The organism is Bacillus sp. FJAT-27251 (assembly GCF_001273925.1).
GTDB lineage: Bacteria > Bacillota > Bacilli > Bacillales > Cytobacillaceae > Mesobacillus_B.
Map to the genome: position 1 here is coordinate 3,471,284 of NZ_LIGG01000001.1, position 23,760 is coordinate 3,495,043.

The following is a 23,760-nucleotide window of genomic DNA, read 5'->3' on the forward strand; positions in this document are numbered from 1 at the left end:
TTGTTCTATTTTAGCATAGGTACGAAACTTTGTTTAACCTATTTACTATCATATTCGTTATTTATGATAAAGATTGACTGAATGGAATTGAATATTGATTATTAAATCAGTAATTATTATGTTGACAGCGTTTTCCATGGGGGTTAAACTAAGTTTATAGGTTAAACTAAGTTGAGGAATTTCATCTTTGAGAGGAGAATAAAAAATGACTTACTTTGCAAACGTAGACAAGATTAAATATGAGGGTCCAAAATCGAATAACCCTTTTGCTTTTAAATTCTATAATCCAGAAGAAAAAATCGGCGGCAAAACGATGGAAGAAATTTTGCGATTTGGTGTTGCCTACTGGCATACATTTACCGCTGACCTTTCAGACCCATTTGGAAGCGGTACTGCGATTCGTCCATGGGATAAATTCACTGGCATGGATCAGGCAAAAGCTCGTGTGGAGGCAGCCTTTGAATTTTTTGAAAAACTGAACGTGCCTTACTTCTGCTTCCATGATGTGGATATTGCACCAGAAGGAGCGGATTTGAGAGAATCCAATCAAAATCTGGATACAATCGTTGCGATGATTAAAGACTATATGAAGGACAGCAAAACGAAATTACTATGGAATACCGCCAATAATTTTACAAACCCACGTTTCGTCCATGGGGCAGCATCTTCTAATAACGCCGATGTATTCGCTTACTCAGCAACGAAGGTGAAAAAAGGCTTAGAGGTCGGGAAAGAACTAGGAGCTGAAAACTATGTTTTCTGGGGCGGCCGTGAAGGGTATGAAAGCCTATTAAATACAAACATGAAATTAGAATTAGACAATTTAGCAAGACTATTCCATATGGCTAATGATTATGCGAAGGAAATTGACTTTGATGCCCAATTTTTGATTGAACCAAAACCAAAAGAGCCAACAAGCCATCAATATGATTTTGATGTCGCAAGTGGTTATGCTTTCCTACAGCATTATGGTCTACAAGATACATTTAAATTTAATATTGAAGCGAACCATGCAACGTTAGCTGGGCACACGTTTGAACACGAATTACGTTATGCCCGTATTCACGGTATGTTAGGTTCAGTTGATGCCAACCAAGGACATCCACTATTAGGCTGGGATACAGATGAATTTCCAACAGATTTGTATTCTACAACATTAGCGATGTATGAGATTCTTAAAAATGGCGGACTTGGCCGTGGCGGATTGAATTTTGATGCAAAAGTTAGACGTGGTTCATTTGAATTAGAAGACTTATTCCATGCACATATCGCGGGAATGGACAGCTTTGCGGTGGGGCTGAAGGTAGCGCAGAAATTAATTGACGACAATGTATTAGATGGATTTGTGGAAGACCGTTATAAGAGCTTCAACGAAGGAATTGGCAAGGAGATCATGGAAGGGAAAGCCGACCTTCGTCAACTAGAAGAGTATGCACTGGGATTATCAGAAATCAAGAACGAATCTGGTAAATTAGAGCGTATCAAATCGACGATTAATCAATATATCTTACAAGCTTACGCTGAATAATAGGCAACGATGATATAGGAGATGTTTACGATGAAATATGTCATTGGGATTGACTTAGGGACGAGTGCCGTCAAAATTTTATTAGTCAATCAACATGGTGAAGTCGCTCAAGAGGTAACGAAACCCTATCCCTTAATTCAAGAGAAATCAGGCTATAGCGAACAGAATCCGCAAATCTGGGTTGATCAGACAATCTCTGGATTGTCTGATCTGCTCCAATATTTTGAAGGAGATGTTCAAAATATTGAAGGAATCAGCTTTTCGGGGCAGATGCACGGCTTGGTTTTATTGGATGAAAATAGGCAGGTCTTGCGAAATGCGATTCTATGGAATGATACAAGAACGACTGAGGAATGTCAGGAAATCTATGCGCGGGTTGGGAAGCAACGTTTATTGAAAATTACAAAAAACCTTGCGTTAGATGGTTTTACCTTACCTAAAATTCTTTGGGTGAAAAATAAGGAACCTGAAATTTTTAATCAGGCGAAAACCTTTCTCTTACCAAAAGACTATGTTCGCTATAAGTTGACTGGCAAAATTGGTATGGATTATTCAGATGCAGCAGGAACACTTTTATTAAATATAAGTGAAAAACAATGGAGTAAGGAAATATGTAATCTACTGGATATTAATGGGGATTTATGTCCTCCATTGGTGGAATCTAGTCAGGAAGTAGGGTGTTTATCGTCTGAAGTAGCGTATGCAACTGGTTTATCATCAACTACCCGGATATTTGCAGGCGGGGCAGACAATGCTTGTGGCGCCATTGGTGCGGGGATCTTGGAAGATGGAAAAACATTAGTAAGTGTTGGTACGTCGGGTGTCGTTTTATCTTATGAAGAAACAAACAACAAAGATTTTCAAGGAAGAGTTCATTATTTTAATCATGGTGCACCGAATGCCTTTTATACAATGGGGGTCACACTGGCAGCAGGACATAGTTTGACTTGGTTTAAACAGGTTTTTGCTAAAGAGGAAGAGTTTGATGAATTGTTAAGAGATATAAATGATGTGCCTATTGGCTCAAATGGACTAATGTTTGCACCTTATATTTCAGGTGAAAGAACCCCACATGTGGATGCGGCGATACGTGGAAGTTTTATCGGGATGGATAGTTCCCATGAAAGAAAGGATTTTGTACGAGCCATATTGGAAGGGATTACATTTTCATTGCATGAATCGGTTGAAATTTTTCGGGAAAATGGCAAAAACATAGATATTATTATCTCTATCGGGGGTGGAGCAAAAAATGAAGTTTGGCTTCAAATGCAAGCAGATATCTTTAATGCTAGAATCATAAAATTGCATAGTGAACAAGGTCCAGGTATGGGAGCAGCAATGTTAGCTGCATATGGATGCGGCTGGTTTAGCACATTGAAAGAATGTGCAGATGAATTTTTAATGGCCGAAAGATCCTATTATCCTAAACCGGAAAATGTACAGAAATATAAAAGATTATATCAATTATATAAAAAGATTTATCCAGCAACAGTTCTACTAAATAATGAATTGATGGAGTTTAGAAATTAAGACATAAGGTTCCTGCCTGTAGGGTAAAATATAGTTTTTTCGATACGTTATTTCACATATGTATCACTTTAAAATATTAATTTTCTTATACAAAATAAAAGCGAATACATTATTGAATGGAGGAAAACAAAGTGTCAAAACAAAAGGTGAAAGTGAACAAACAACATCGATTATCTTATACTGAAAAGGCAAAAGCAATTGTAAAGCAAATGACTTTAGAGGAAAAAGTATATTTAATGAGTGGGAAAGTCTCCATGGAACAGATGTTAGATGATTTTGCTCAAAGGCACTATAATTGGATACCCTATCCTGCTGGTGGAAACGAAAGACAAGGAGTACCAGAAATGAAGTTTGTTGATGGACCACGCGGAGCGGTATCTGGTAATAGCACGTGTTTCCCGGTTTCTATGTCAAGAGGAGCTACATTCGATAAAGACCTTGAAAAACGGATTGGAAATGCTATTGCAAAAGAGATTCGCGCTCATGGGGGTAATTTATTTGGTGGAGTTTGTATTAATCTTCCATATAATCCAGGTTGGGGTAGGAGCCAAGAAGTATATGGAGAAGACTCATTCCAATTAGGAGCAATGGGATCATCATTAGTTAAAGGGATTCAAGAAGAAAACGTCATTGCGTGTGTAAAACATTTTGCCTTTAATAGTATGGAATTAGCACGGTTTAAAGTAAGTGTATTAGCTGATAAACGTACGGAACGTGAAGTCTATTTGCCACACTTTAAGGATTGTATTGATGCAGGTGCAGCAAGTGTCATGAGTGCTTATAACTTATACCAAGGAACACATTGTGGACATAATGATTATTTATTAAATCAGGTTTTGAAAGATGAATGGGATTTTGATGGTTTTGTCATAAGTGATTTTGCATGGGGAATAAAAGATACCGTTGAAGCTGCAAATGCAGGAATGGATATTGAAATGTGCCATACAAAATTCTTTGGTGATAAGCTAGTTGAAGCAGTGAGAAGTGGCCAAGTAAGTGAAGAAAAAATTGATGAGGCTGCAGTAAGAATTGTGCGAACTTTACTCGCATTTACGAAGGCCGACAATAAGAATTACAGCAAGGATGTAATTGCAAGCAAAGAACATATTGCCTTATCCTTAGAAACTGCTGAAAAATCAATGACATTGATGAAAAATGAACATCAAGTATTGCCGTTTTCCAAAGCAGATACAAAGCGAATAGCTGTAATTGGTGATCTGGGTAATAAAGGAAATATTGGCGATCATGGCTCAAGTAGAGTTTTTCCACCATACATTGTGTCACCACTAGCGGGAATTAAAGATTTGCTTCCAAATACCGAGGTTTTCTTTGACAATGGAGAAGACGTGGAAAAAGCAAAGAATCTAGCTAAAACTGTAGACGCAGTTGTCTTTATTGTGGGATATGATCATGATGATGAAGGTGAATCTATCACGAACGAGGATGCTGATTTACAAGCTGGAGGAGACCGTAAGAATCTTGGTTTACACGATAAGGATATTGAACTAATAAAAACTGTTGGACCCGTTAATAAAAACTCTGTTGCAGTTCTCATTGGTGGAAACATGATTATGATTGAAGAATGGAAGAAAGATGTTTCCGCCATTCTAATGGCTTATTATCCTGGTATGGAAGGAGGGACTGCAATAGCCAAAACATTGTTTGGTGATGTTAATCCAGGGGGGAAATTACCGTTTATTGTACCAGTTAGCGAAAGCCATCTTCCACAGGTGGACTGGAATGCAAATGAAATAAAATATGAATATTACCATGGTTATACCAAATTGGATAAAGAGGGAATTGAGCCTTCATTACCATTTGGGTTTGGTTTATCTTACACGAACTTTACTATATCGAATGCATCCTTTGAATTAATGAACGGTAATATTGTTGCAACTTGTGAGGTTGAAAATACAGGAGAGCTAGCAGGTGATGAAGTCGTTCAAATGTATATCGGCTTTAGTAATTCTAAGATTGATAGACCTGTAAAAGTATTACGTGGATTTGAACGTATCACACTTGAGTCAGGTCAAAAATCGACCGTTGAAATTTCATGTCCAATAGAAAAAATTAAGTGGTTCAATCCTGATACAAACCAATGGGAACTTGAAGACATAGACTATGACGTTTACATTGGAAACAGTAGTGCAGAAAAGGATTTAATTCGTGGAAGTTTTAGCTTAGTKGGGAATCAAATCTAATAATAACAATAACTAGTTTCACCACCTTACAGTATTGGATGAATGTTCTTGTCACCATTTGTCATCTTTCATTTTGGTGACAAGAATTTATACTCAAAGCAAATGAAATTAAATAGTTTTACGTTTTATGATCTTAGAAAAGATACAGTAGTAAACATAACTAAAAATGAAAACATTCTCGCTATCCGGAGGGGATACTATGGCAATGAATGAAGAAACTTTAAAAAGACATACTGATTCTTCTGCCTCAAATCAAAAGTTATCATTATTAGAAAAGGTAAGTTACGGTTTAGGGGATACAGCCTCAAATTTACTATTTACGGTTGTTACGACTTATTTAACCTTTTATTTTACAGATGTATATGGAATTAAGGCTGCTGCTGTTGGGACCTTGTTATTAATTGCGAGAATTGTAGATATGTTAGATAGTCCAATTTTTGGGATATTGATAGATAAAACAAATACTAAGTGGGGAAAATCAAGACCTTGGATTCTATGGTCCTGTATTCCATTTTCAATTGTTGTCATCCTCTTATTTATGGGACCAGATTTAAGTGATTCTGGAAAATTGGCCTACGCCTACATTTTCTATATTGCGGCTAATGTATTATATACAGCAGTTAATAATCCGTTAACTACAATGCTACCAAGTTTGACTCTTGATATTCAAGAAAGAACGGTTGCCAATTCGTTCCGAATGTTTGGCGGACAATTTGGTGCATTGTTGGTTAACTTGACTTTATTACCACTTGTCGCATACTTCGGAGGTGGAGATCAACAAAAGGGTTTCTTCTATACAATGACTCTTTTCGGTGTCATAGGACTAATCATGTTCTTTATCACATTTTTAAACACAAAAGAACGTGTACAGGATATAAATGGAACGAAATCTTTAGCTTTAAAAGACAGTATCAAAGCAATTAAAGGTAATCAACCTTGGATTGCTGGTGTTTTACTTGGAGTTGTATTCTTCATTCTGTATGTCATGAAATTGTCCTCAGGAATTTATTATATTACATATAATCTTGGTAAACCTGGACTTGTTTCATTAGTAAACACACTTGGCACGTTAACACTGGTAGGGATTATCGCTGTTCCATTTTTATCTAAGAAGTTTAGTAAAAAGAAATTGATTATCATTGGAATGTTAATAAATATTATAGGCCAATTAATCATTTATTTTGGTGGACAAAGTACAGCAATCCTTCTGACTGGAGTAATCGTAGGAGCAATAGGTTTTGGATTACCGATAGGGTTATTGTTTGCATTAATTGCAGATACAGTTGACTATGGTGAATGGAAATCAGGTGTCCGTGCCCAGGGGCTACTTGCTTCAACAGCATCTGGAATTGCAATTAAATTAGGTTCAGGACTTGGTGGGGCCATCCCAGCCTGGTTACTTGCAGCCGGAGGTTACGTTGCCAATAAACCTCAAACACAATCTTCACTTCATATGATTTCACTAAATTTCATTTGGTTGCCAATTATCTTAAGTATATTGTCAATTTTAATCTTGACTTTCTTATACAAATGGGAAAAGCCATATAATGAAATTATTGCAGAATTGGAAGTAAGAAGAGCGCAATAATAATAATTGGAGATTGAAAATTGGGAAAGGAGCTATTCCTAAAAGGAAATGGTTTCTTTTCTTAATATTAAACTTTTTAGTATTGGAAAATTCTACTTGAAATCCTTTGAGTCACGTGAATTTTAAAAAAACGTGGAACATTTAGGTAACTAGGAAAGTTTAGTCAAAACTGAGAAATTGCCTTAACAAAAATTATTTATATATTTAATTCTAAAGTGATTATTTTGCTCTTCATTCTACAGATTAATTCAAAGGAACAGTTTCATTTATGACTACTTACTTTCTTATGCAAATAGAAATTTTTAATTAAATAGGGAGAGTAATAAAATGATATATCAGAGCGATAATCGGATAACCAAAACAATATTTAATGGAATAAATGCTTATGAATTAAATGTTTATCCCTATCAGGCTATTATTTTGCCAGAATGTGGTGGAAATTTGATTGCTTTTCGAGATGTTGAAAATAATTACAGCTTCCTTCGGGAGCCAGCGGATAATCAGATGGATGATTTCAAGGAAAACCCGTTTTTATATGGAATTCCTGTCTTATTCCCGCCTAATCGAATTGAAAACGGAAGGTTTTCATTTTTGAATCATACTTATAAATTTCCAATTAATGAACCTGTAAATAAAAACCATTTACATGGATTCTTTTACAATCATTGTTGGGAAGTATCTGAAACAACTTCGTCAGAAATGGAAAGTACGATTGAACTTTCACTAAAAATTGATAAGCAATCAGATATTTATCGCTATTTTCCCCATTCTTTCAGAATGTCCCTTCGTTATACACTGTCAGAAAACGAATTAGTTCAAAACGTAACCATATTAAATGAAGGCAAAGAGTCTATGCCATTAATGCTAGGTTTTCACACAAGCATTAATGCTCCCTTTTCAAAAAATAGTACGATGGAAGATTATAATTTGCAATTATCCATTAAAGAAAAAATCGAATTAAATGAGCGATCACTGCCTACAGGAAAGCGGTTGGATTTGAAAAGTACTGAAAAAAAGCTTTCCACAGAAGGAAATTCGCCTTTCTTTCAGCAACTTGATCACCATTATGCGGCCCAAAAAGACCAACCAAATCGAATGGTTTTAACAGATAAAAGAGAAAAAATTTCTCTCATCTATGAAACAGGTTCGAAATACCCTTTTTGGATGCTCTATAATAGAGATGCCAAAAGCGGTTTTTTTTGCCCGGAACCTCAAACCAATATGGTGAATGGACCAAATGTACCGATTCCTTTGGAGCAAACAGGTATAATTGAATTAAAAAGCGGGGAATTCTGGTCTGCCCATTCCCGTTTTTACACGATAAAGCATAAATTGAGAAACAGAAGAGCCTGATAGGGGTAGCTTCACATACCCATCAAGCTAACGGCAGAAACTGTTAGAAGCGTGGCGATTCTTGCTCCAACACCGGTGAGTATCAGAAAAATAAGCATGACAAAGAAACCTATTAAAATATGATTTTTTCGCTAGGCAGCTTGTTTCTGCTTTACTGTCGTTTCATACACGATACCGAGAATGTCAAAGACTGTCTTTTTCTGATACCGATGACACTTACGCCCATTCTTTTTAAGCAATTGATAGAGGCGATGGAGAATCTTTAAGAGTTCATGTGTGCCACCGGACATAGCCTTAAATAATAATGGAAAATAGTCCTTAATCATATAAATCGACTTGTATTCGCTTAGCTCTTGTTTTTTCTTTTCCAGCAGGAGCTGTCTCATCTGAAACATGGTAGAAGAACAAAGAAGAATCCCAATGAGTTGTCCATATAAATGACACTCTAAGCGTTCTTTTTTGATGTTTTTACACTCATCGATCTCAAAGAAAGATTTCCATGTTTTAAACAAAATTTCTATTTGCCAACGTAATGAATAAAGAGCGTGTACGCCATTTCTCGGAACTTCTTTTGGTGGTGTGTTCGTGATATATACGTTCATCCCCATTAGCTGTTTACTTTTTTCCTTCATGACAACGCCTTTCTTCTTCTCACGTACGGCTTGGTGTTTTAGCCGTGTTTCGGTTTGATCAGTCGTTAATCGATGGACAATGACACGTGTCGATAATTTCTGAATTTTGCCAATATAGGCTTCCGAAATTTCCATGGTCTCACCTGGTTCCAGTTCTTTCATGATTTGTGCCATATCAAGCTGAATATATTCGGTCTGTTTCTTCATTGTACCATTCTTGAAATATTCTGGCTCAGGGTTCTTGATATAAATGCGTGTATTCAACTTTAACCGTGAGATATAGTAGGCTTCCTTCTCATGAATGGCTTGTAAATCTCGCAAATCAAAATAACCTAAGTCACGTAGGCATAAATCACCTGCCTCCACGCTTTCAAGACAATCCGTGCCATAAGTTTTGTCATTATTTTTACCTGGTCCTAGCTGCACGTTTAAGAATTGGCCACTCAGTAAATCGTATTCTAATTGGATCTTCACACCTGCCGTATTATACTCTTCCACCTGAACCTTGATAATCACTTGCGAAGGCATCTGGCAGCTGAAACATCGTCGCATCCAAAATCCGAATACGTTTAAAAGCAGAAATCATGTGTGAAGATAGCGATTGTGTCGCACAAAGTTTCTGTGTTAGGAGCGAAGTAAAGACTTTTCGGAGGAAGGCGACAGCTGCTGAATTAAAGCGTTGATTGAGTCCCTCTTGACTCATGAGTACACCCGTTGAAGCCTCTAACCGGCTACATAGTTGCGTAAGGGATGTACTGGCGACTTCTTGGCTGAGCCAAACACAAAGGGCGATAAGTTCATCTGCTTGATACTTACTAGATCGCTGTACAAAACCAACCTGTTTAGCGATTTTTTGTAGGACGATTGGAGATAGAAAGCGTTGTAATTCTTGTGAGAATAGATGTAATTCTTCAGAAAACGAGAGGTCCATGGAAAAACGTCATCCTTTTCAAGTATTTTACTGAAAGAATAACGTTTTTTTCATTTTGGGGGAAGTTTGTTTGGTTAGCTTGATGGGTATGGGATACGACCGGAGAAAACAACTTTGGAAGCATCGTCCGCCATTTTTCACAGCATGGCACCATTTTGGTCACCGGGGTGCAGTCTCAGCCAAAAGAGCTGCTAATGAAAACCGGCTTATATTCAACTATTGGCGAGGAACATTTCTTTGAACATACAGGTGAGGCGATCACCTATGCCCTGACAAAGATAAACCCGGAAAAATGCCTTGGCTGCAAACACTATGCTTTCCGTGAATGTCATGTTTTGTCAAGCTCAAAACATAGTTTGCAGGAAAAAAGTCCTGTCCTATCAAGCTGACTCGGAAGGAGAGATTTTATTGAATTTGGAAATGCAGAAATTTAAAGCGGATTTTTTTAAAGCGTTGGCTCACCCCCTCAGGATAAGGATCCTGGAGCTTTTATCTGAAGGCGATAAAAATGTGAATGAAATCAAAGGGCTTGTCGGCAGCGAAGGATCTGCTGTATCGCAGCAGCTTACCATTTTGCGCAGCAAAAACATTGTCACAGGTACAAAAGATGGCAATCAGGTAATTTATTCCCTGCGTGATCCGATGATCGTTGAATTGCTTGGCGTTGCCAGGCAAATTTTTAATAACCACCTTGTGGATACAATATCCATGCTTGATAAATTTACTGAAAGCGGAATTGAAACAGAAAGTGAAAAATGAGTTTAACAGCGGTACTCTTTTGGGTATCGCTCTTTAATGCCATACGGGGAACTGCCAGAAGGAATCATTCTTTTTTACATAGATTGCAGTTGTCTGGTAGGCTGTATAAAGAGCCGTCATTGCGGGAAAAACATCCCGTGGAAACAGTAGCTCATAAAAATTGCCAATAAGGGTTTGAAAATAAACTTTGGGCAATTTTTATATTTTTGCTACCATTCCGATTAAAATTTATGGTATATTATTTAAAAATTCTAGAAACTGTACTAGTTAGGGAAGGTGAAACTATGACAACAGGATTGCAAGTAAATGACAGCAGTCTTCCATTGCGCCGGGATGTAAAAATGCTGGGCGGAATGCTGGGCGAAATTCTCGTGCATCATGGCGGGACTGAATTGCTTGATACAGTAGAAAAAATTAGGATTACCTGCAAACAACTGAGAAGTGAAAACAATGAAAGGACCTACGAGGAGCTTAAAAAGGAGATTGCGAGCCTTGATGGCCCCATGAGAAAACAGGTGATCCGCGCGTTCTCGGTCTATTTCCACCTGATCAATGCAGCTGAACAAAATCACCGGATCAGAAGGCGCCGGGAATACCAGCTGCAATCAAACATGAACAGCCAGCCAAATTCCATTGACTCGGCCATCCTTTCATTAAAAGATAATCACGTATCTGCCGACATCATTCAAAATGTCCTCCAAAATATTTCTCTAGAGCTAGTCATTACAGCCCATCCTACAGAGGCGACCAAACGTTCCGTTCTTGAGCTTCAAAAACGGATTGCTGATATCCTGAAAAATCTGGATAACCCATTGTTATCCAAAAAGGAACGGGAAAAGTGCCAAGAAAGCCTGTTTAATGAAATCATGGCTCTTTGGCAGACGGATGAACTTCGTGACAGGAAGCCAACCGTGATTGATGAAGTGCGAAATGGATTATATTATTTTGACCAGACTTTGTTCGATGTTCTACCCGAAATCCATCAGGAAGTGGAGGATTGTCTTGAAGAGCACTATCCTGACATGGAATGGAAAGTTCCCAACTTCCTTCATTTTGGTTCATGGATAGGCGGGGACCGTGACGGTAATCCACATGTGACTCCGGACGTAACTTGGGAGACTTTGAACAAACAACGCCGGCTGGTCCTGAAAAAATATAAGAAGGTTCTTGTTGAGCTAATGAAGCGGATGAGCCATTCCATAACAAGGGTCGATGTGAGCGAAGAGCTCCTGGAAGCCTTGAAAGTCGAAGAGGACAAGTACCTTAGTGAAGAAAGAAAATGGCCGGTTGAAAAGGAAGTATACCGTAGGAAGTTTGCGGTCATTCTTGAACGCCTGCGCCAGGTAGGAGAATCGGAGATCGGCTACGCATCTGCCGAAGAGATGCTTGAGGACTTATTGATGATCAAGCGCAGCATCTACCTGCATCATCCAGCCAATCATGAGCTAAAGGTGCTGCAAAAGCTTATTCGCCAAGTGCAGCTGTTTGGTTTCCACCTGGCGACACTTGATATCCGCAATCATAGCGGGGAGCATGAATCCGCCATTACTGAAATCTTGCAAAAGGCAAGAATCACTGAAGATTACCGCTCCCTGAATGAAGAGGAAAAGTTCGCGCTGCTTCAGAAACTGCTTGAAGATCCGCGCTCCTTGCTGCTGCTCCATGAGGATTATTCCAAGGAGACCCAGCAGATGCTCGATGTTTTCCACTTGATTAAAAGAGCGCATAAGGAATTTGGAAAGCGGTCCATCTCTGTTTATCTGATTTCCATGACCCAGGCTGCGAGCGATTTGCTCGAAGTTCTCGTTCTGGCAAAGGAAGCTGGGATTTACCGCCTCCATGCGGATGGTTCGGTTGAAAGTGACCTGAATGTGGCACCGCTGCTTGAAACCATCGACGACCTAACGGCAGGKCCGAAAATTATGGAAAAGCTATTCCAAATGGATCTGTACCGCGAGCATTTGCGAAAGCAGGATGACCAGCAGGAAATCATGCTCGGGTATTCGGATGGAAGTAAAGATGGCGGCACGCTTACAGCAAACTGGAAGCTGTATAATGCACAGGTTGAAATTCATGAAATGGCAAAAAAATACAATGTTAGCCTCAAATTCTTCCACGGCCGTGGCGGTTCGCTGGGACGAGGCGGCGGCCCTCTGAACCGGAGCCTGTTATCACAGCCAGTAGAGACACTTGGGGAAGGCGTAAAGATCACCGAGCAGGGGGAAGTATTATCTTCCAGATACCTGCTTGAAGACATTGCCTATCGCAGCCTGGAACAGGCCACGTCGACACTCCTCCAGGCTGCTGCGCATGTGCTGAAGGGTTCAGAGCAGGTTCATCACCGGGATCAGCGCTGGGTTAAGGCCATTGAGGAAATGTCAGAGGTGTCATTAAGGAAGTACCAGGATCTTGTGTTCGCAGACCCTGATTTTATCACCTATTTTAATGAGGCTACTCCGCTGCAGGAAATTGGCGAACTGAATATTGGCTCAAGGCCAATGAGCCGGAAGAACAGTGCCAAGTTTGAAAACCTGCGTGCGATTCCATGGGTATTTGCATGGACGCAAAGCCGGCAGCTGCTTCCGGGGTGGTATGCGGCAGGTTCAGGTTTGGACAGCTTTGCCGCCAAAAGTGAGGAGAACCTGCAATTGCTTCAGGAAATGTACCGGGAGTGGCCTTTCTTCCGCTCGACCATTGACAATCTCCAGATGGCGCTTGTAAAAGCGGACCTTACAACGGCCAAGGAATATAGTGAGCTGGTTTCAGACCAGAAGGTTGGGCAGCGGATTTTCAATAATATTGTGGAAGAATACAACAGGACAAAAAATATTTTGCTGCAGATCTCGGATGATGAAGAGTTGCTAGACMATACTCCCAATATCAAGGACTCCGTGCATCGCCGCAACCCGTATGTGGACCCATTGAACTTCATCCAGGTAGAGCTCATTAAAGAGCTTCGTAAAACAGAAGAGCCTGATGAAGAATTGGTTACACAGGTACTGCTGACGATCAGCGGTGTGGCCGCCGGCCTCCGCAACACCGGCTGATCACCTCTGGCACCATATTGATAAAATGAAAGACCCTCCACAGCATGGAGGGTCTTTCATTATGCATTTAATGCTTTGCTTGCGGGCTTTGTTTTGGCTCTCGATGCATAACTGTGAGCGGCCATCCCCAAAATCACGATAAACATTCCAGTCCAGGATAGGGGGGAAGGCAGCGGAAGGGCAAGCCAGATCATTTCACCAGCCAGTGCAAACAGCACTTCAACAGACTGGGTAGCTTCAACGGCTGCAAGCTTTTGCAAATTTCCCCTAACCATGTCCGTTGCCATAAAAAACAGAACGGTGGCGACGACTCCTGATGAGAGTGCCACACTTAAAGCCTGAAGGCTCTGGGCTTTTGCAGGCGCACCAACAGTAAACAAGCCATAAAGCGATAAAAGCAGCCAAAATGGGAGGGAGGCAAGCGTCATTCCGAGAACCCGCTGGTAGGCATCAAGCCGTCCTTGAGTAATTTCCATCATTTTACGGTTTCCTAGCGGATAGGCGAACGAGGCAATGAGAACCGGCAAAAATCCCAGGAGGAACACCTTTGCAGGGATATGTCTGGCATGCTCCAGCTGCATCAGGATGATTCCCAGCAAGATGACAGATGACATCAGCATTCCTTTCACAGGAAAACGCCCTCTTACTTTCACCGGGCCCGAATTCGTATGTATGGTTTCCCAGAATAACGGGGCCAGCAACGATCCGGAAATAATGGTGATTTGCCATGTGCCTGCAATAAGCCAGCCAGGGGAGTAGGCCGCCGCATAGCACAGCGGGGCATAAAACAGGCAGAATCCTACAAAGCTCCATAACAGCCAGCTTTTTGGCTGTTCTTTCATCACTTTGATTAGAAAGGATAGATTTTTCCTGGCAATAACGATGGCCAATAAAAAAGGAACCATGAAAAAATAACGGAGTGATGCGCTCCATATCCAGCTTCCTCCTGTTAAGTCCATCGCCCTGTTCACCACAAAGGTAACAGCGAAAAATAAAGCTGAAAAAATCCCAAGCATGATTGGCCGCATGTTTTATCCCCCCTTCAGTTTAATAAAATTACTATAGCGGAATTAAATGGAATATTCAATATTCTATGACGGCTTCACCTTATAAAAAACCATCCCATGAAAGGATGGTTTTTCGATTATTTATTATGGTTATCTGTTTCTGTTTTTCCTGCTTCGGCTGCCAGCTGATCAAAAGATTTCACTTTTCCATGAGGTTGCTGTTCTTCTTTCCGCTGTCTCCATTGCCTCTCGCGCTGTCGCTGGGATTGGGTCATTCCGCATGTCTCCTTCTTGAAAAAATTAATCGCTAGTAGGATAACCAATGCGGCAGGTTTCCATCCATTGGGGAAATGGGCTATTGCATTGTTTTCGAGGTACCCGAATGGTAAACATCTACCTTTGGTTCGGGAACACGTACCAGGATAATAAGGCCGACGATGAAGAGGACAATCAGGCTGAAGACACCATGGCTGGAGCTTCCAGTAAGCTGCGCAGTAGCACCAACAAGCAATGGTCCCATAATGGAGGCAAACTTGCCGAAAATGTTATAGAAGCCGAAGAATTCATTAGAATTTTCCTTCGGCACCAGCTTGGCAAAATAGGAGCGGCTGAGAGCCTGTATTCCTCCCTGTGAGGTGGCGACAAGCATGGCAAGAATCCAGAAATCCAATGTTGTCTCAAGAAAATAGGCGTATATGCAGACGATAATGTAAACCAAAATTCCAACATAAAGCATTTTTTTGCCTGAAAACTTATTAGCCAGCCGGCCATATAAAATGGCAAAGGGCGCAGCGACTACCTGGGTAGCAAAAAGGATGATCAAAAGGTTTGTGGAGGTAATGCCAAGATCTGACCCATAGGCAGTGGACATGGTGATAATCGTGCCCACTCCGTCAATATAAAAGAAGTATGCAAGCAGGAATAGAAACAGTGCACGATATTTACGGATTTCCCTGAACGTCCTGGCAAGCCTCCTGAAACTGTTTGCCACCGGGTTGGGTTCCCGCTCGAGATAATGGCGCTGGTGGACGTTTCGAATCATGGGGAGGCTGAATCCCCCCCACCATAGGGCGGTAATCAAAAATGCCATCTGGCTTGCCGTTGTGACCGAAATGGGAATTCGTCCATTTTGGGCTAGAACAATAAGGGCAATACTAATGAGGAAAGGAATCGTACTTCCTATATACCCAAGGCTGAATCCCCGTGCAGAAATGGAATCCATCCGTTCATCGGAGGCTACATCCACAAGAAAGGCGTCATAGAACACATTCGAGCCTGCCGACCCCAGCACTGTAAAGGTGTATAAAACAAGCAGCAGCATCCATTGCCCATTTGGGATAAAGGCCAAGCCAGCTGTCGACGCTACTCCGAGCAAGACAAAAAACCGGAAAAACCTTTTCTTGTTTCCCTTGTAATCGGCAATCGTGCCCAAAATTGGTCCAATCATCGCCAGGATAAAAGTTGCGATGGAGATTGTATAGCCAAGGTAAGCAGTCGAATTGGCGGCACTAATACCTGCATTCGTGGCGGATGACTTGTAAAACAGCGGAAAAACCGCAGTTGTAATAATAATGGAATATGCAGAATTTCCCCAATCGTAAAACATCCAGCTGTTCTCTTCTTTCGTAAAGCGCTTCATATCATCGGCCTCCTGCTAATGACTCTCATTTAGTGCGTTTGCATCGTACTTCTCCTTGTTCCTGCTGTCGGGAAAAAGAACCTGATTACCAATTATATTCGCGATTAAAGCATCGTTTCCTTTTCCCAATCAGAATCCAATAAATAATTCATAAGCTGGCCATTAAAGTTTTTTCCATATTAGGCATAGGGACAAACAAAAGGTACGTATATTTCATTGATTTGAGAATTTTCGAAAGGGGTGCTTCAAGGTGTCCGGGCAGCAGAGAGTTCCATTTACCCGCGTAAAAACATGGCAGCCATTCCATAGCCAATTTGATCCTTGCAGGCCAATAGGGGTTAAATTTTATTCCACGCCCCCTCATCTTTACATGGGCTTCCAGCCGCCCAATATGCAACAATTCCAAAGGAGAGAAGCCCTGATGAAGGGAACGCTATGGCCGGCTTTTTATGACTTTTACGATAATCCTTACGAAAAGAAAAGAGGAGTTGACATACCATGAGCGGCCAGCTGCCAGAAGATTACTACCAGCGGATGGAAGAGATTCAGGCAGTCGATTTTGTGCTGGTCGAACTGACATTGTATCTGGACACCCACCCAACAGACCAGGCAGCGATGCAGCAGTATAACCAGTATGCCCAGTACTCAAGACAGCTTAAAAAGGAGTTTGAGAAGATTTATGGTGCTCTGCAGCATAACAGCTTTACAGATTCAAACTGGAGCTGGGGGTCGGCTCCATGGCCTTGGCAGGTATAACAGGACCTTTGACAAAATGATTAAATAGAGACAGGGGGGGCTTGCATGTGGTTTTATGAAAAAAAGCTGCAATATCCGGTAAAAGTCAGTACTTGCAACCCGACGCTGGCCAAGTACCTGATTGAACAATATGGAGGCGCCGACGGGGAATTGGCCGCTGCGCTGCGGTATCTGAATCAGCGGTATACGATACCTGACAAAGTAATTGGAGTTTTGAATGATATCGGGACGGAGGAATTCGCCCATCTGGAAATGATCGCTACGATGATTTATAAATTAACCAAGGATGCCACACCAGAACAAATAAAAGCTGCTAACCTGGCTGATCATTATGTAAATCATGACAGTGCTCTTTTTTACCAAAACGCTGGTGGAGTTCCGTTTACGGCGAGCTATATTCAGGCGAAAGGGGACCCGATTGCCGACTTGTATGAGGATATCGCGGCGGAGGAAAAAGCAAGGGCTACTTACCAATGGATCATTGATATGTCAGACGATCCTGATTTAAATGATGGATTGAGGTTTTTGCGTGAGCGGGAAATTGTCCATTCCCAAAGATTTAGGGAAGCGGTAGAGATTTTAAAAGAAGAAAAAGAAAAGAAGAGGTTTTTTTAATAAAATAAGTCCCATTCCTTCAGGGAATGGGACTTATTTAGAATTTTCAGCTTTTGATTGCCTGTATGCCTGCATGAATTTATGGGGATGCATCCTGGTGTGAAAAGAATATAAGCCTCGGTTGGTATGCAAATAAAGGAAACCGCTGTTTCCCGAAAAGGGTTTGTAGGACATGTCGAGTATTTCGTCGAGATGGAAGTGGTCGGAGGCTGTCGTAATTTTCTTGCCTGAAAGGACAAGCTCTTCCTCAAATTCCCGGCAGTGCTGGATATTATTTTTTATATTCCTGCTAATTTTTATATAAGGATGGGAAATAGGCATACGATGCTTCCTTTCGTTCATTGATACCGGAAAATACTGTCCGTCCAATTTACCGGAATCCTTTAAAAGACGCAACTATTTTGCCTCTCCTTTCATTATTTCCCACCTATAATTTGATAAAACAAATTGAAAAATAAAGAGGATTAATGAAAAAGGAGGTTGCTTATGCCAGCAATAAGGAAAGTAGGGCTGCTAGCCGCAGCAATTACCATGACTCTTGCACTCACAGCATGCAATGCCGATGATAATGCAAGGGGTTCACGAAATGAAAGCGCCAATGGAGCAGGTACCTATAACATAAATAATTATCGTCCTGGTCGTGATAACAATCTGGATGTACGAAATAATGGCGATCGAAATGGGATTGACCATAATGGTCCGCTTACGGAGGATTACAGGAAGGAACCAGGTGATTTTGGCTTTCTTGGAACGAGACGAAGCCAGAATAATGCCGGGGCGAATGGAACAGGAAACGGCATTGCCAGAAATGGCCAGCTGACCCGTAATTATGAGGAAGGCAGGGATTTGCGCACGCAAAAAATCGATGAGCAGGAAATGAATATCTCCAGCTTCAGGACAAGCAAATCAAGTGATGACTATCCCCATACACGTCCAATCCTCGTGAGGGAAGCTAGGTATCAATATGTGCCAGTGGATAACGACGGGCGAAACTGGCAGGAGTATTATGGACAAGAACAGCAACAGGCAATGCCTAACCTTGAGCAGGGTGGACAACAGGCGATGCCTACTCCTGAGCAGCGGGGTCAGCAGGCAGCACCTTTACAGGAACAACAGCAAGACCAGCAGAATACACAGGGAATCAGCCAGACTGCCCAGCAGGTTATTGATTTAACAAATGACCATAGGCGTCAAAATGGCCTTCAGCCATTGGAAGCGGATCCGCAATTAAGTGGTGTGGCTTTGAAAAAATCCGAGGACATGCAGGAGAACGGATATTTCTCCCATACAAGTCCAACATATGGCTCTCCATTTGACATGATGCGTGATTTTGGCGTGTCATACAGGACAGCTGGAGAAAACATTGCCCAGGGACAGCGGAGCCCACAGGAAGTAGTCAATGCATGGATGAACAGCCCGGGACACCGCCAGAATATCCTGAATCCCAACTATACCCATATAGGGGTTGGACATGCAGAAGCGGGGAATCACTGGACCCAAATGTTCATTGGAAAGTAATACAAGCGGAATGACTGGTTAAAAGAGATTGACGCAGTGCAAAGAAGACTTCTTCCAAGTATAAAAAAAGCCACACACCATTTGTGTGGCTTTTGAGTTGTTAAAGTTTAACGGTTAACCATTTTAGCAATGGATGACGATTATTATCAATGACCTTTACATCATTCATTGATACTCGGTCCCGGTGGTCCGCAATCCATTGTTTTACCTCAGCTTTGTCTTTGCAATGAGTATAGTAGGTTTCCCCGCCTTTTCCCAGTGCGTTGATGACATATCTGCAAGAAGACTTCCTCATAATACCCACCTTTTTATCATGTAATTCATTTAGTCTTTCATCATTATAACAAGGTTCGCAAAGAATGCTAGAGGTTTTTTTGTCGAATTATATTTAATTAATGTTAAGAATTTTGGTTCTATGGTTTATGAAGAATTGCAAGTGCTTTTTGGAAGTGGAATAAACCGAAATCCAGCAGAAAACAGCAACGCCTTGACAGCCGTCAAATTTGGCGGCTGTCAAGGCGTTGGGGAGAAGTGCTATCAGTTTGCGTAGGGTCTATCCAATTCTTCCGTGCTGCTTTTTTTCTTTTGAAGCAGCCCAGTCAATTTTTTCTTATGCTTTCTCGGAGCGAGAATATAGAGGAAGTCGCCGCCTTTGATCACGGAATTTCCAGTTGGCGGAATCAGCTTGTCTTCACGGATAATGGCATTTACCAGCGTTCCTGATGGAAAAGGAATATCAAGGAGAGTCATCCCGACTATTTCTGCATCGTCTTCCATGCGGTATTCGAGCATCTCGGCGTCCGCTTTTCCTAATGAAATCAGTTCAAGCGAGTGAGTAGGTTCGGATACCTTTGGTCCTGTCAGGCCAAATTTCTCAGCCAACGGAGTGATGGTGGATCCCTGGACAAGACAGCTAATCATGACGACGAAGAAGACAACATGGAACATTTCAGCGCTGCCCTGAACACCTGCAAGAAGAGGGAAGGTGGCAAGAACAATGGGTACAGCCCCTTTGAGGCCTGCCCATGAAAGGAAATAAAGTTCTTTCCTCGTGAAATTCATTTTTAATGTAGACAGGAAAACAGCCACGGGCCTTGCGATAAACATCAAAATCATGGAGAGAATGATGCCGTTAACCACATTGGCAATTGTAAATAATTCTCTTGGAAAAACAAGCAATCCAAGGATTACAAACATGGTTATCTGCATCATCCAGGCGAATCCTTCGGAAAATCGGAAAATGGAATGGCGATAAGCGATATCGGCATTGCCGATGACAATTGCGGCAATATAAACGGCTAGCAGGCCGCTCCCATTCATCATTGCAGTCACACCGTAGGTCAAAAGGGCAAAAGCGGTCGCAAACACAGGATAAAGCCCACTTGAATCGAGATTGATTTGATTCAAAGACCAGACAGCCAATCGGCCAAAGATTAAACCTAAAAGCACACCAAGTATCATTTGTACGAAAAAGGAACCGATTAGCGAATATATATCAGCATCGGGTAATGTAATCATTTCTATCATCGCCACCGTCAAAAAAACGGCCATAGGGTCATTTGAACCAGACTCTGCTTCAAGGGTCGCTTCAAGTCTCGGTTTGATGTTTTGGCCTTTAAGGACAGCAAACACTGCTGCCGCATCGGTAGACCCGATGATGGCTCCAAACAGGATGGCTTCCAGCCAGCCAAATTCAAGAATGTATTTGGCCGCGACTGCAACGACTCCCGATGTAATCAGGACACCAATGGTAGCAAGAGAAAGTGAAGGGAGGATAACTGGCCGAAGAGTGGACCATTTCGTCTGGATGCCACCTTCAAACAAGATGATCACAAGGGCAAGAACCCCTATCATTTGTGCTATTTGTGCATTGTCAAAATAGATGAATGTTCCCATTCCCATACCGACAAGGATAAAGAGAACAAGGGATGGCACACCGAGACGAGAGGAAAACTTCGTGGTTAATACTCCTACAATAAAAAGAATGCCGGCAAGCAGAACCAATCCATCGGTATTAAAACCTGAATCAATCAATAAATCACCCCACAGTCTTATAATGTTACTAAAATTAAGTATAACATTAAATTATGTAACCTATAAACAAAAAAGTTTTGAAATTAGCGATTTTATTTTCACCTTTAACCTTAATGATATCGGAATAACCATAGATGGAAAAAGAACAAATCGAACTCTTTCAATCAAGCGCTTACCACCTTAACGCCTCGACAAGTTTTTGCAGAATTCAATTTTTATTATAGAATTTTGTAGATTTTTAAAAGCTTGAGTGTATAATTGGTTTGAGCAGAAAATTTCATACATTAAGAACAGGTGTTTTTAAAAAAGCTTGCTTTTTTAGGACTTAAAAGGGAAGTTGGTGTAATTCCAACGCGGTCCCGCCACTGTAAATGGGAGCTTTTGTGCATAGTCCACTGTACATGTCCGTATGGGAAGGAGCGCAAAAGCAATGACCATAAGCCAGGAGACCTGCCTGATTCTTGCACCAGCAACCCTACGAGGATAGGAGGTGTTTGGCAGGATCATACATAATGTGATTGAACCCGTACAAACATCTCCATGACGTTGGTGGAGATGTTTTTTTTGTTGAAAAATGCAGACGCTATACGCATCTGCGAAGAGAGAGAGAAAATGGAGGTATGGAGAATGAACAGGTTTTATTCACTATTATTGGCAGTTTTCATTACAGCAATTGTATTGGCTGGCTGCGGCAGCACTCAGGAAAACGATTCCGCCTTACCTGAGAATAAGGAAGGGCAAACAGAAGGACAGCAGGGATCTGAATTCCCGTTGACGATAACGGATGCGCTCGATAACGAAGTCGTCATTGAGGAAAAACCAGAAAGAATAGTGTCAATGATTCCAAGCAATACCGAAATTGCTTTTGAGCTTGGTTTGGGAGAAAAAATTGTCGGAGTATCCGATTTTGATAATTATCCCGCAGAGGCAGCGGATAAAGAAAAAATTGGCGGGATGGAATTCAATGTTGAAAAGATCATTTCGTTGAATCCGGATCTTGTTCTTGCGCATGGATCCTCGGCCCAGGCTGGTGAAGCTGGACTTCAGCAGCTTAGGGATGCAGGCCTCACCGTTTTAGTTGTGAATAATGCAAACAATCTTGAGGAAGTGTATGAGACCATCAGGATGATTGGCGCAGCCGCCGGTGAAAAAGAAAACGCAGAATCAGTCGTTGCTGGCATGCAAGAAAAAATTCAGGATATAGAAGAGAAGGCACAGCAAATTTCGGAAGAGGAAAAAAGAAGTGTCTTTGTTGAAGTCTCGCCTGCCCCTGAGATTTATACATCAGGCAAAAACACATTTATGGACGTTCTGCTGCAGACCATCAATGCAAAAAACGTCGTTACAGAAGATGGATGGATTCAAATGGATCCTGAAGCAGTAATTGAGAGGAACCCGGATGTAATTATTACGACCCATGGTTACTATACGGAGAATCCCGTTGAAAATGTCAAAGGCAGGGATGGCTGGCAGGATATTTCTGCTGTTAAAAATAATCTGGTAGTGGATGTAGATTCCGATACTGTTACAAGAACAGGCCCTAGGCTTGCTGAAGGAGTAGAGGAACTTGCTAAGGCTGTTTACCCGGAAACGTTTAAATAACAAGATTTTCGCTTATCTTTTCGCCGCTGCCTTTCTGGCGGCGGCCATGCTGATGGGAATTTCTATTGGCACAGTATCTGTACCTGCTGGCGATATTATCAGGATCATTGGGGCGGAAATTTTCCGCCTGACACCCGGCCTGGATCCGATGCATACGAACATAGTTCTCAATATCCGATTGCCAAGAGTCATTCTGGCTGGATTGGTTGGAGCCTCCCTGGCGATAGCGGGAGCCGCCTTCCAGGGGCTGCTGCGAAACCCGCTGGCAGATCCATATACGCTTGGAGTATCTTCCGGAGCCTCGGTGGGGGCTGTTCTTACCTTGTTTTTTGGTATCAGCCTTCCGTTCGCCGGGCTGTTTACATTGCCGCTATTCAGTATATTATTTTCGTTCATCACCATTTTCATTGTTTTATGGTTTGCGCGCAGAATAGACCGGTCCATGAAAGTTGAGACAATCATTTTGACGGGAATCATTTTTAGTTCATTTTTAGGTTCGCTGATCTCGCTGATGATTGCTCTTACCGGAGAGGAACTGCGCCAGATCATTGGCTGGCTCCTTGGCAGCGTATCAATGAGGGGCTGGGAGTATATCAAAATCATCCTGCCTTTTTTTGCAATCGGCTCCTTCCTGCTTCTGATCAATAGCAGGGAACTGAATGCCATGTCTTTTGGTGAGGAACGGGCTCAGCATATCGGAGTAAATGTACATAAACGAAAAATGATTATTTTAATTGCAGGATCGATCCTGACAGGGGCAGCCGTCGCTGTTTCAGGAACCATAGGGTTTGTTGGTTTGGTGATCCCGCATTTGACTAGATTGCTGTGGGGGCCCGACCATGTGCACCTACTGCCGCTTTCCATTTTTACTGGAGCGGGTTTCCTCATCCTTGCGGATCTGTTGGCGAGGACGATCATTTCCCCCACCGAACTCCCAATCGGTGTGATCACTGCTTTGGTTGGAGCGCCGGTGTTCGGCGTCATTTTAATGAATAGAAGAAGCGAAAGAAGAGGGTAAAG

19 protein-coding genes, 1 pseudogene and 1 riboswitch are annotated in these 23,760 nt (G+C 41.7%); of the genes and pseudogenes, 13 read left to right on the forward strand and 7 right to left on the reverse strand.

Going from position 1 to position 23,760, the window contains the following annotated elements:
* Positions 1 to 205: 205 nt before the first annotated feature.
* From xylA to ADU22_RS16200, 5 genes are all read left to right on the forward strand, one after another.
* Entirely contained in the window at positions 206 to 1,528 is a 1,323-nt protein-coding gene (gene xylA / locus ADU22_RS16180) for a xylose isomerase (protein ID WP_053363079.1), read from the forward strand.
* Between the two features lie 30 nt (positions 1,529 to 1,558).
* Positions 1,559 to 3,058, forward strand: coding sequence for a xylulokinase (gene xylB, locus ADU22_RS16185; protein ID WP_053363080.1), 1,500 nt, complete (start codon positions 1,559 to 1,561; stop codon positions 3,056 to 3,058).
* A gap of 131 nt (positions 3,059 to 3,189) precedes the next feature.
* Positions 3,190 to 5,259, forward strand: coding sequence for a beta-glucosidase family protein (locus ADU22_RS16190; RefSeq protein ID WP_231687897.1), 2,070 nt, complete (start codon positions 3,190 to 3,192; stop codon positions 5,257 to 5,259).
* 199 nt (positions 5,260 to 5,458) lie between these two features.
* A complete protein-coding gene (locus tag ADU22_RS16195; protein WP_053363081.1) occupies positions 5,459 to 6,847 on the forward strand; it encodes a glycoside-pentoside-hexuronide (GPH):cation symporter in 1,389 nt (462 codons plus the stop codon).
* Positions 6,848 to 7,174: 327 nt separating this feature from the next.
* Positions 7,175 to 8,200: an aldose 1-epimerase gene (locus ADU22_RS16200; RefSeq protein WP_053363082.1), complete on the forward strand. Its 1,026-nt coding sequence runs from the start codon at positions 7,175 to 7,177 to the stop codon at positions 8,198 to 8,200.
* 131 nt (positions 8,201 to 8,331) lie between these two features.
* On the opposite strand, the pseudogene ADU22_RS16205 reads toward ADU22_RS16200, so the two are convergent.
* A pseudogene (locus ADU22_RS16205) lies at positions 8,332 to 9,763 on the reverse strand (IS4 family transposase).
* A 408-nt stretch (positions 9,764 to 10,171) separates the two neighbouring features.
* Between ADU22_RS16205 and ADU22_RS16215 the strand changes: the two are divergent.
* Positions 10,172 to 10,522, forward strand: coding sequence for an ArsR/SmtB family transcription factor (locus tag ADU22_RS16215; RefSeq protein ID WP_053363084.1), 351 nt, complete (start codon positions 10,172 to 10,174; stop codon positions 10,520 to 10,522).
* Between the two features lie 284 nt (positions 10,523 to 10,806).
* Positions 10,807 to 13,569, forward strand: coding sequence for a phosphoenolpyruvate carboxylase (ppc, locus tag ADU22_RS16220; RefSeq protein ID WP_053363085.1), 2,763 nt, complete (start codon positions 10,807 to 10,809; stop codon positions 13,567 to 13,569).
* Between the two features lie 59 nt (positions 13,570 to 13,628).
* On the opposite strand, the gene ADU22_RS16225 is transcribed toward ppc, so the two are convergent.
* The 3 genes from ADU22_RS16225 to ADU22_RS16230 all read right to left on the reverse strand — a co-directional run bounded on the left by ADU22_RS16225 (position 13,629) and on the right by ADU22_RS16230 (position 16,215).
* A complete protein-coding gene (locus ADU22_RS16225) occupies positions 13,629 to 14,597 on the reverse strand; it encodes a DMT family transporter (protein ID WP_053363086.1) in 969 nt (322 codons plus the stop codon).
* A gap of 116 nt (positions 14,598 to 14,713) precedes the next feature.
* Positions 14,714 to 14,851 (reverse strand): DUF6254 family protein, encoded by a 138-nt coding sequence (locus ADU22_RS25015; protein WP_197280074.1) that lies wholly within the window; start codon positions 14,849 to 14,851, stop codon positions 14,714 to 14,716.
* Positions 14,852 to 14,931: 80 nt separating this feature from the next.
* Positions 14,932 to 16,215 carry an MFS transporter gene (locus ADU22_RS16230; protein WP_053363087.1) on the reverse strand — a complete coding sequence of 428 codons (1,284 nt, stop codon included), beginning with the start codon at positions 16,213 to 16,215 and terminating at the stop codon, positions 14,932 to 14,934.
* A 331-nt stretch (positions 16,216 to 16,546) separates the two neighbouring features.
* On the opposite strand from ADU22_RS16230, the gene ADU22_RS16235 reads away from it, so the two are divergent.
* The 3 genes from ADU22_RS16235 to ADU22_RS16245 are packed head-to-tail and all read left to right on the forward strand — an operon-like array spanning position 16,547 to position 17,586.
* Positions 16,547 to 16,717 (forward strand): spore coat associated protein CotJA, encoded by a 171-nt coding sequence (locus tag ADU22_RS16235; RefSeq protein ID WP_502688766.1) that lies wholly within the window; start codon positions 16,547 to 16,549, stop codon positions 16,715 to 16,717.
* Positions 16,714 to 16,971 (forward strand): spore coat protein CotJB, encoded by a 258-nt coding sequence (locus ADU22_RS16240; RefSeq protein ID WP_053363089.1) that lies wholly within the window; start codon positions 16,714 to 16,716, stop codon positions 16,969 to 16,971. The genes ADU22_RS16235 and ADU22_RS16240 overlap by 4 nt, the downstream gene beginning before the upstream one ends.
* 45 nt (positions 16,972 to 17,016) lie before the next feature.
* On the forward strand, positions 17,017 to 17,586 hold the full coding sequence (locus tag ADU22_RS16245) for a manganese catalase family protein (protein WP_053363090.1): 570 nt from the start codon (positions 17,017 to 17,019) through the stop codon (positions 17,584 to 17,586).
* Between the two features lie 33 nt (positions 17,587 to 17,619).
* Here ADU22_RS16245 and ADU22_RS16250 read toward each other — a convergent pair whose 3' ends face one another.
* The gene (locus ADU22_RS16250; protein ID WP_053363091.1) at positions 17,620 to 17,982 is read right to left on the reverse strand and encodes a hypothetical protein; all 363 of its coding nucleotides are present in this window, start codon (positions 17,980 to 17,982) and stop codon (positions 17,620 to 17,622) included.
* Positions 17,983 to 18,462: 480 nt separating this feature from the next.
* On the opposite strand from ADU22_RS16250, the gene ADU22_RS25645 reads away from it, so the two are divergent.
* On the forward strand, positions 18,463 to 19,104 hold the full coding sequence (locus ADU22_RS25645; RefSeq protein WP_053364610.1) for a CAP domain-containing protein: 642 nt from the start codon (positions 18,463 to 18,465) through the stop codon (positions 19,102 to 19,104).
* Between the two features lie 100 nt (positions 19,105 to 19,204).
* On the opposite strand, the gene ADU22_RS16260 is transcribed toward ADU22_RS25645, so the two are convergent.
* On the reverse strand, positions 19,205 to 19,399 hold the full coding sequence (locus ADU22_RS16260; RefSeq protein WP_053363092.1) for a hypothetical protein: 195 nt from the start codon (positions 19,397 to 19,399) through the stop codon (positions 19,205 to 19,207).
* A 242-nt stretch (positions 19,400 to 19,641) separates the two neighbouring features.
* Positions 19,642 to 21,138: a potassium/proton antiporter gene (locus tag ADU22_RS16265; RefSeq protein WP_053363093.1), complete on the reverse strand. Its 1,497-nt coding sequence runs from the start codon at positions 21,136 to 21,138 to the stop codon at positions 19,642 to 19,644.
* Between the two features lie 275 nt (positions 21,139 to 21,413).
* Positions 21,414 to 21,610: riboswitch (cobalamin riboswitch) on the forward strand.
* A 155-nt stretch (positions 21,611 to 21,765) separates the two neighbouring features.
* On the opposite strand from ADU22_RS16265, the gene ADU22_RS16270 reads away from it, so the two are divergent.
* A complete protein-coding gene (locus ADU22_RS16270; RefSeq protein ID WP_053363094.1) occupies positions 21,766 to 22,740 on the forward strand; it encodes an ABC transporter substrate-binding protein in 975 nt (324 codons plus the stop codon).
* Positions 22,706 to 23,758, forward strand: a complete 1,053-nt coding sequence (locus tag ADU22_RS16275; RefSeq protein WP_053363095.1) for a FecCD family ABC transporter permease — start codon at positions 22,706 to 22,708, stop codon at positions 23,756 to 23,758. The genes ADU22_RS16270 and ADU22_RS16275 overlap by 35 nt, the downstream gene beginning before the upstream one ends.
* The last annotated feature ends 2 nt before the right edge of the window (positions 23,759 to 23,760 follow it).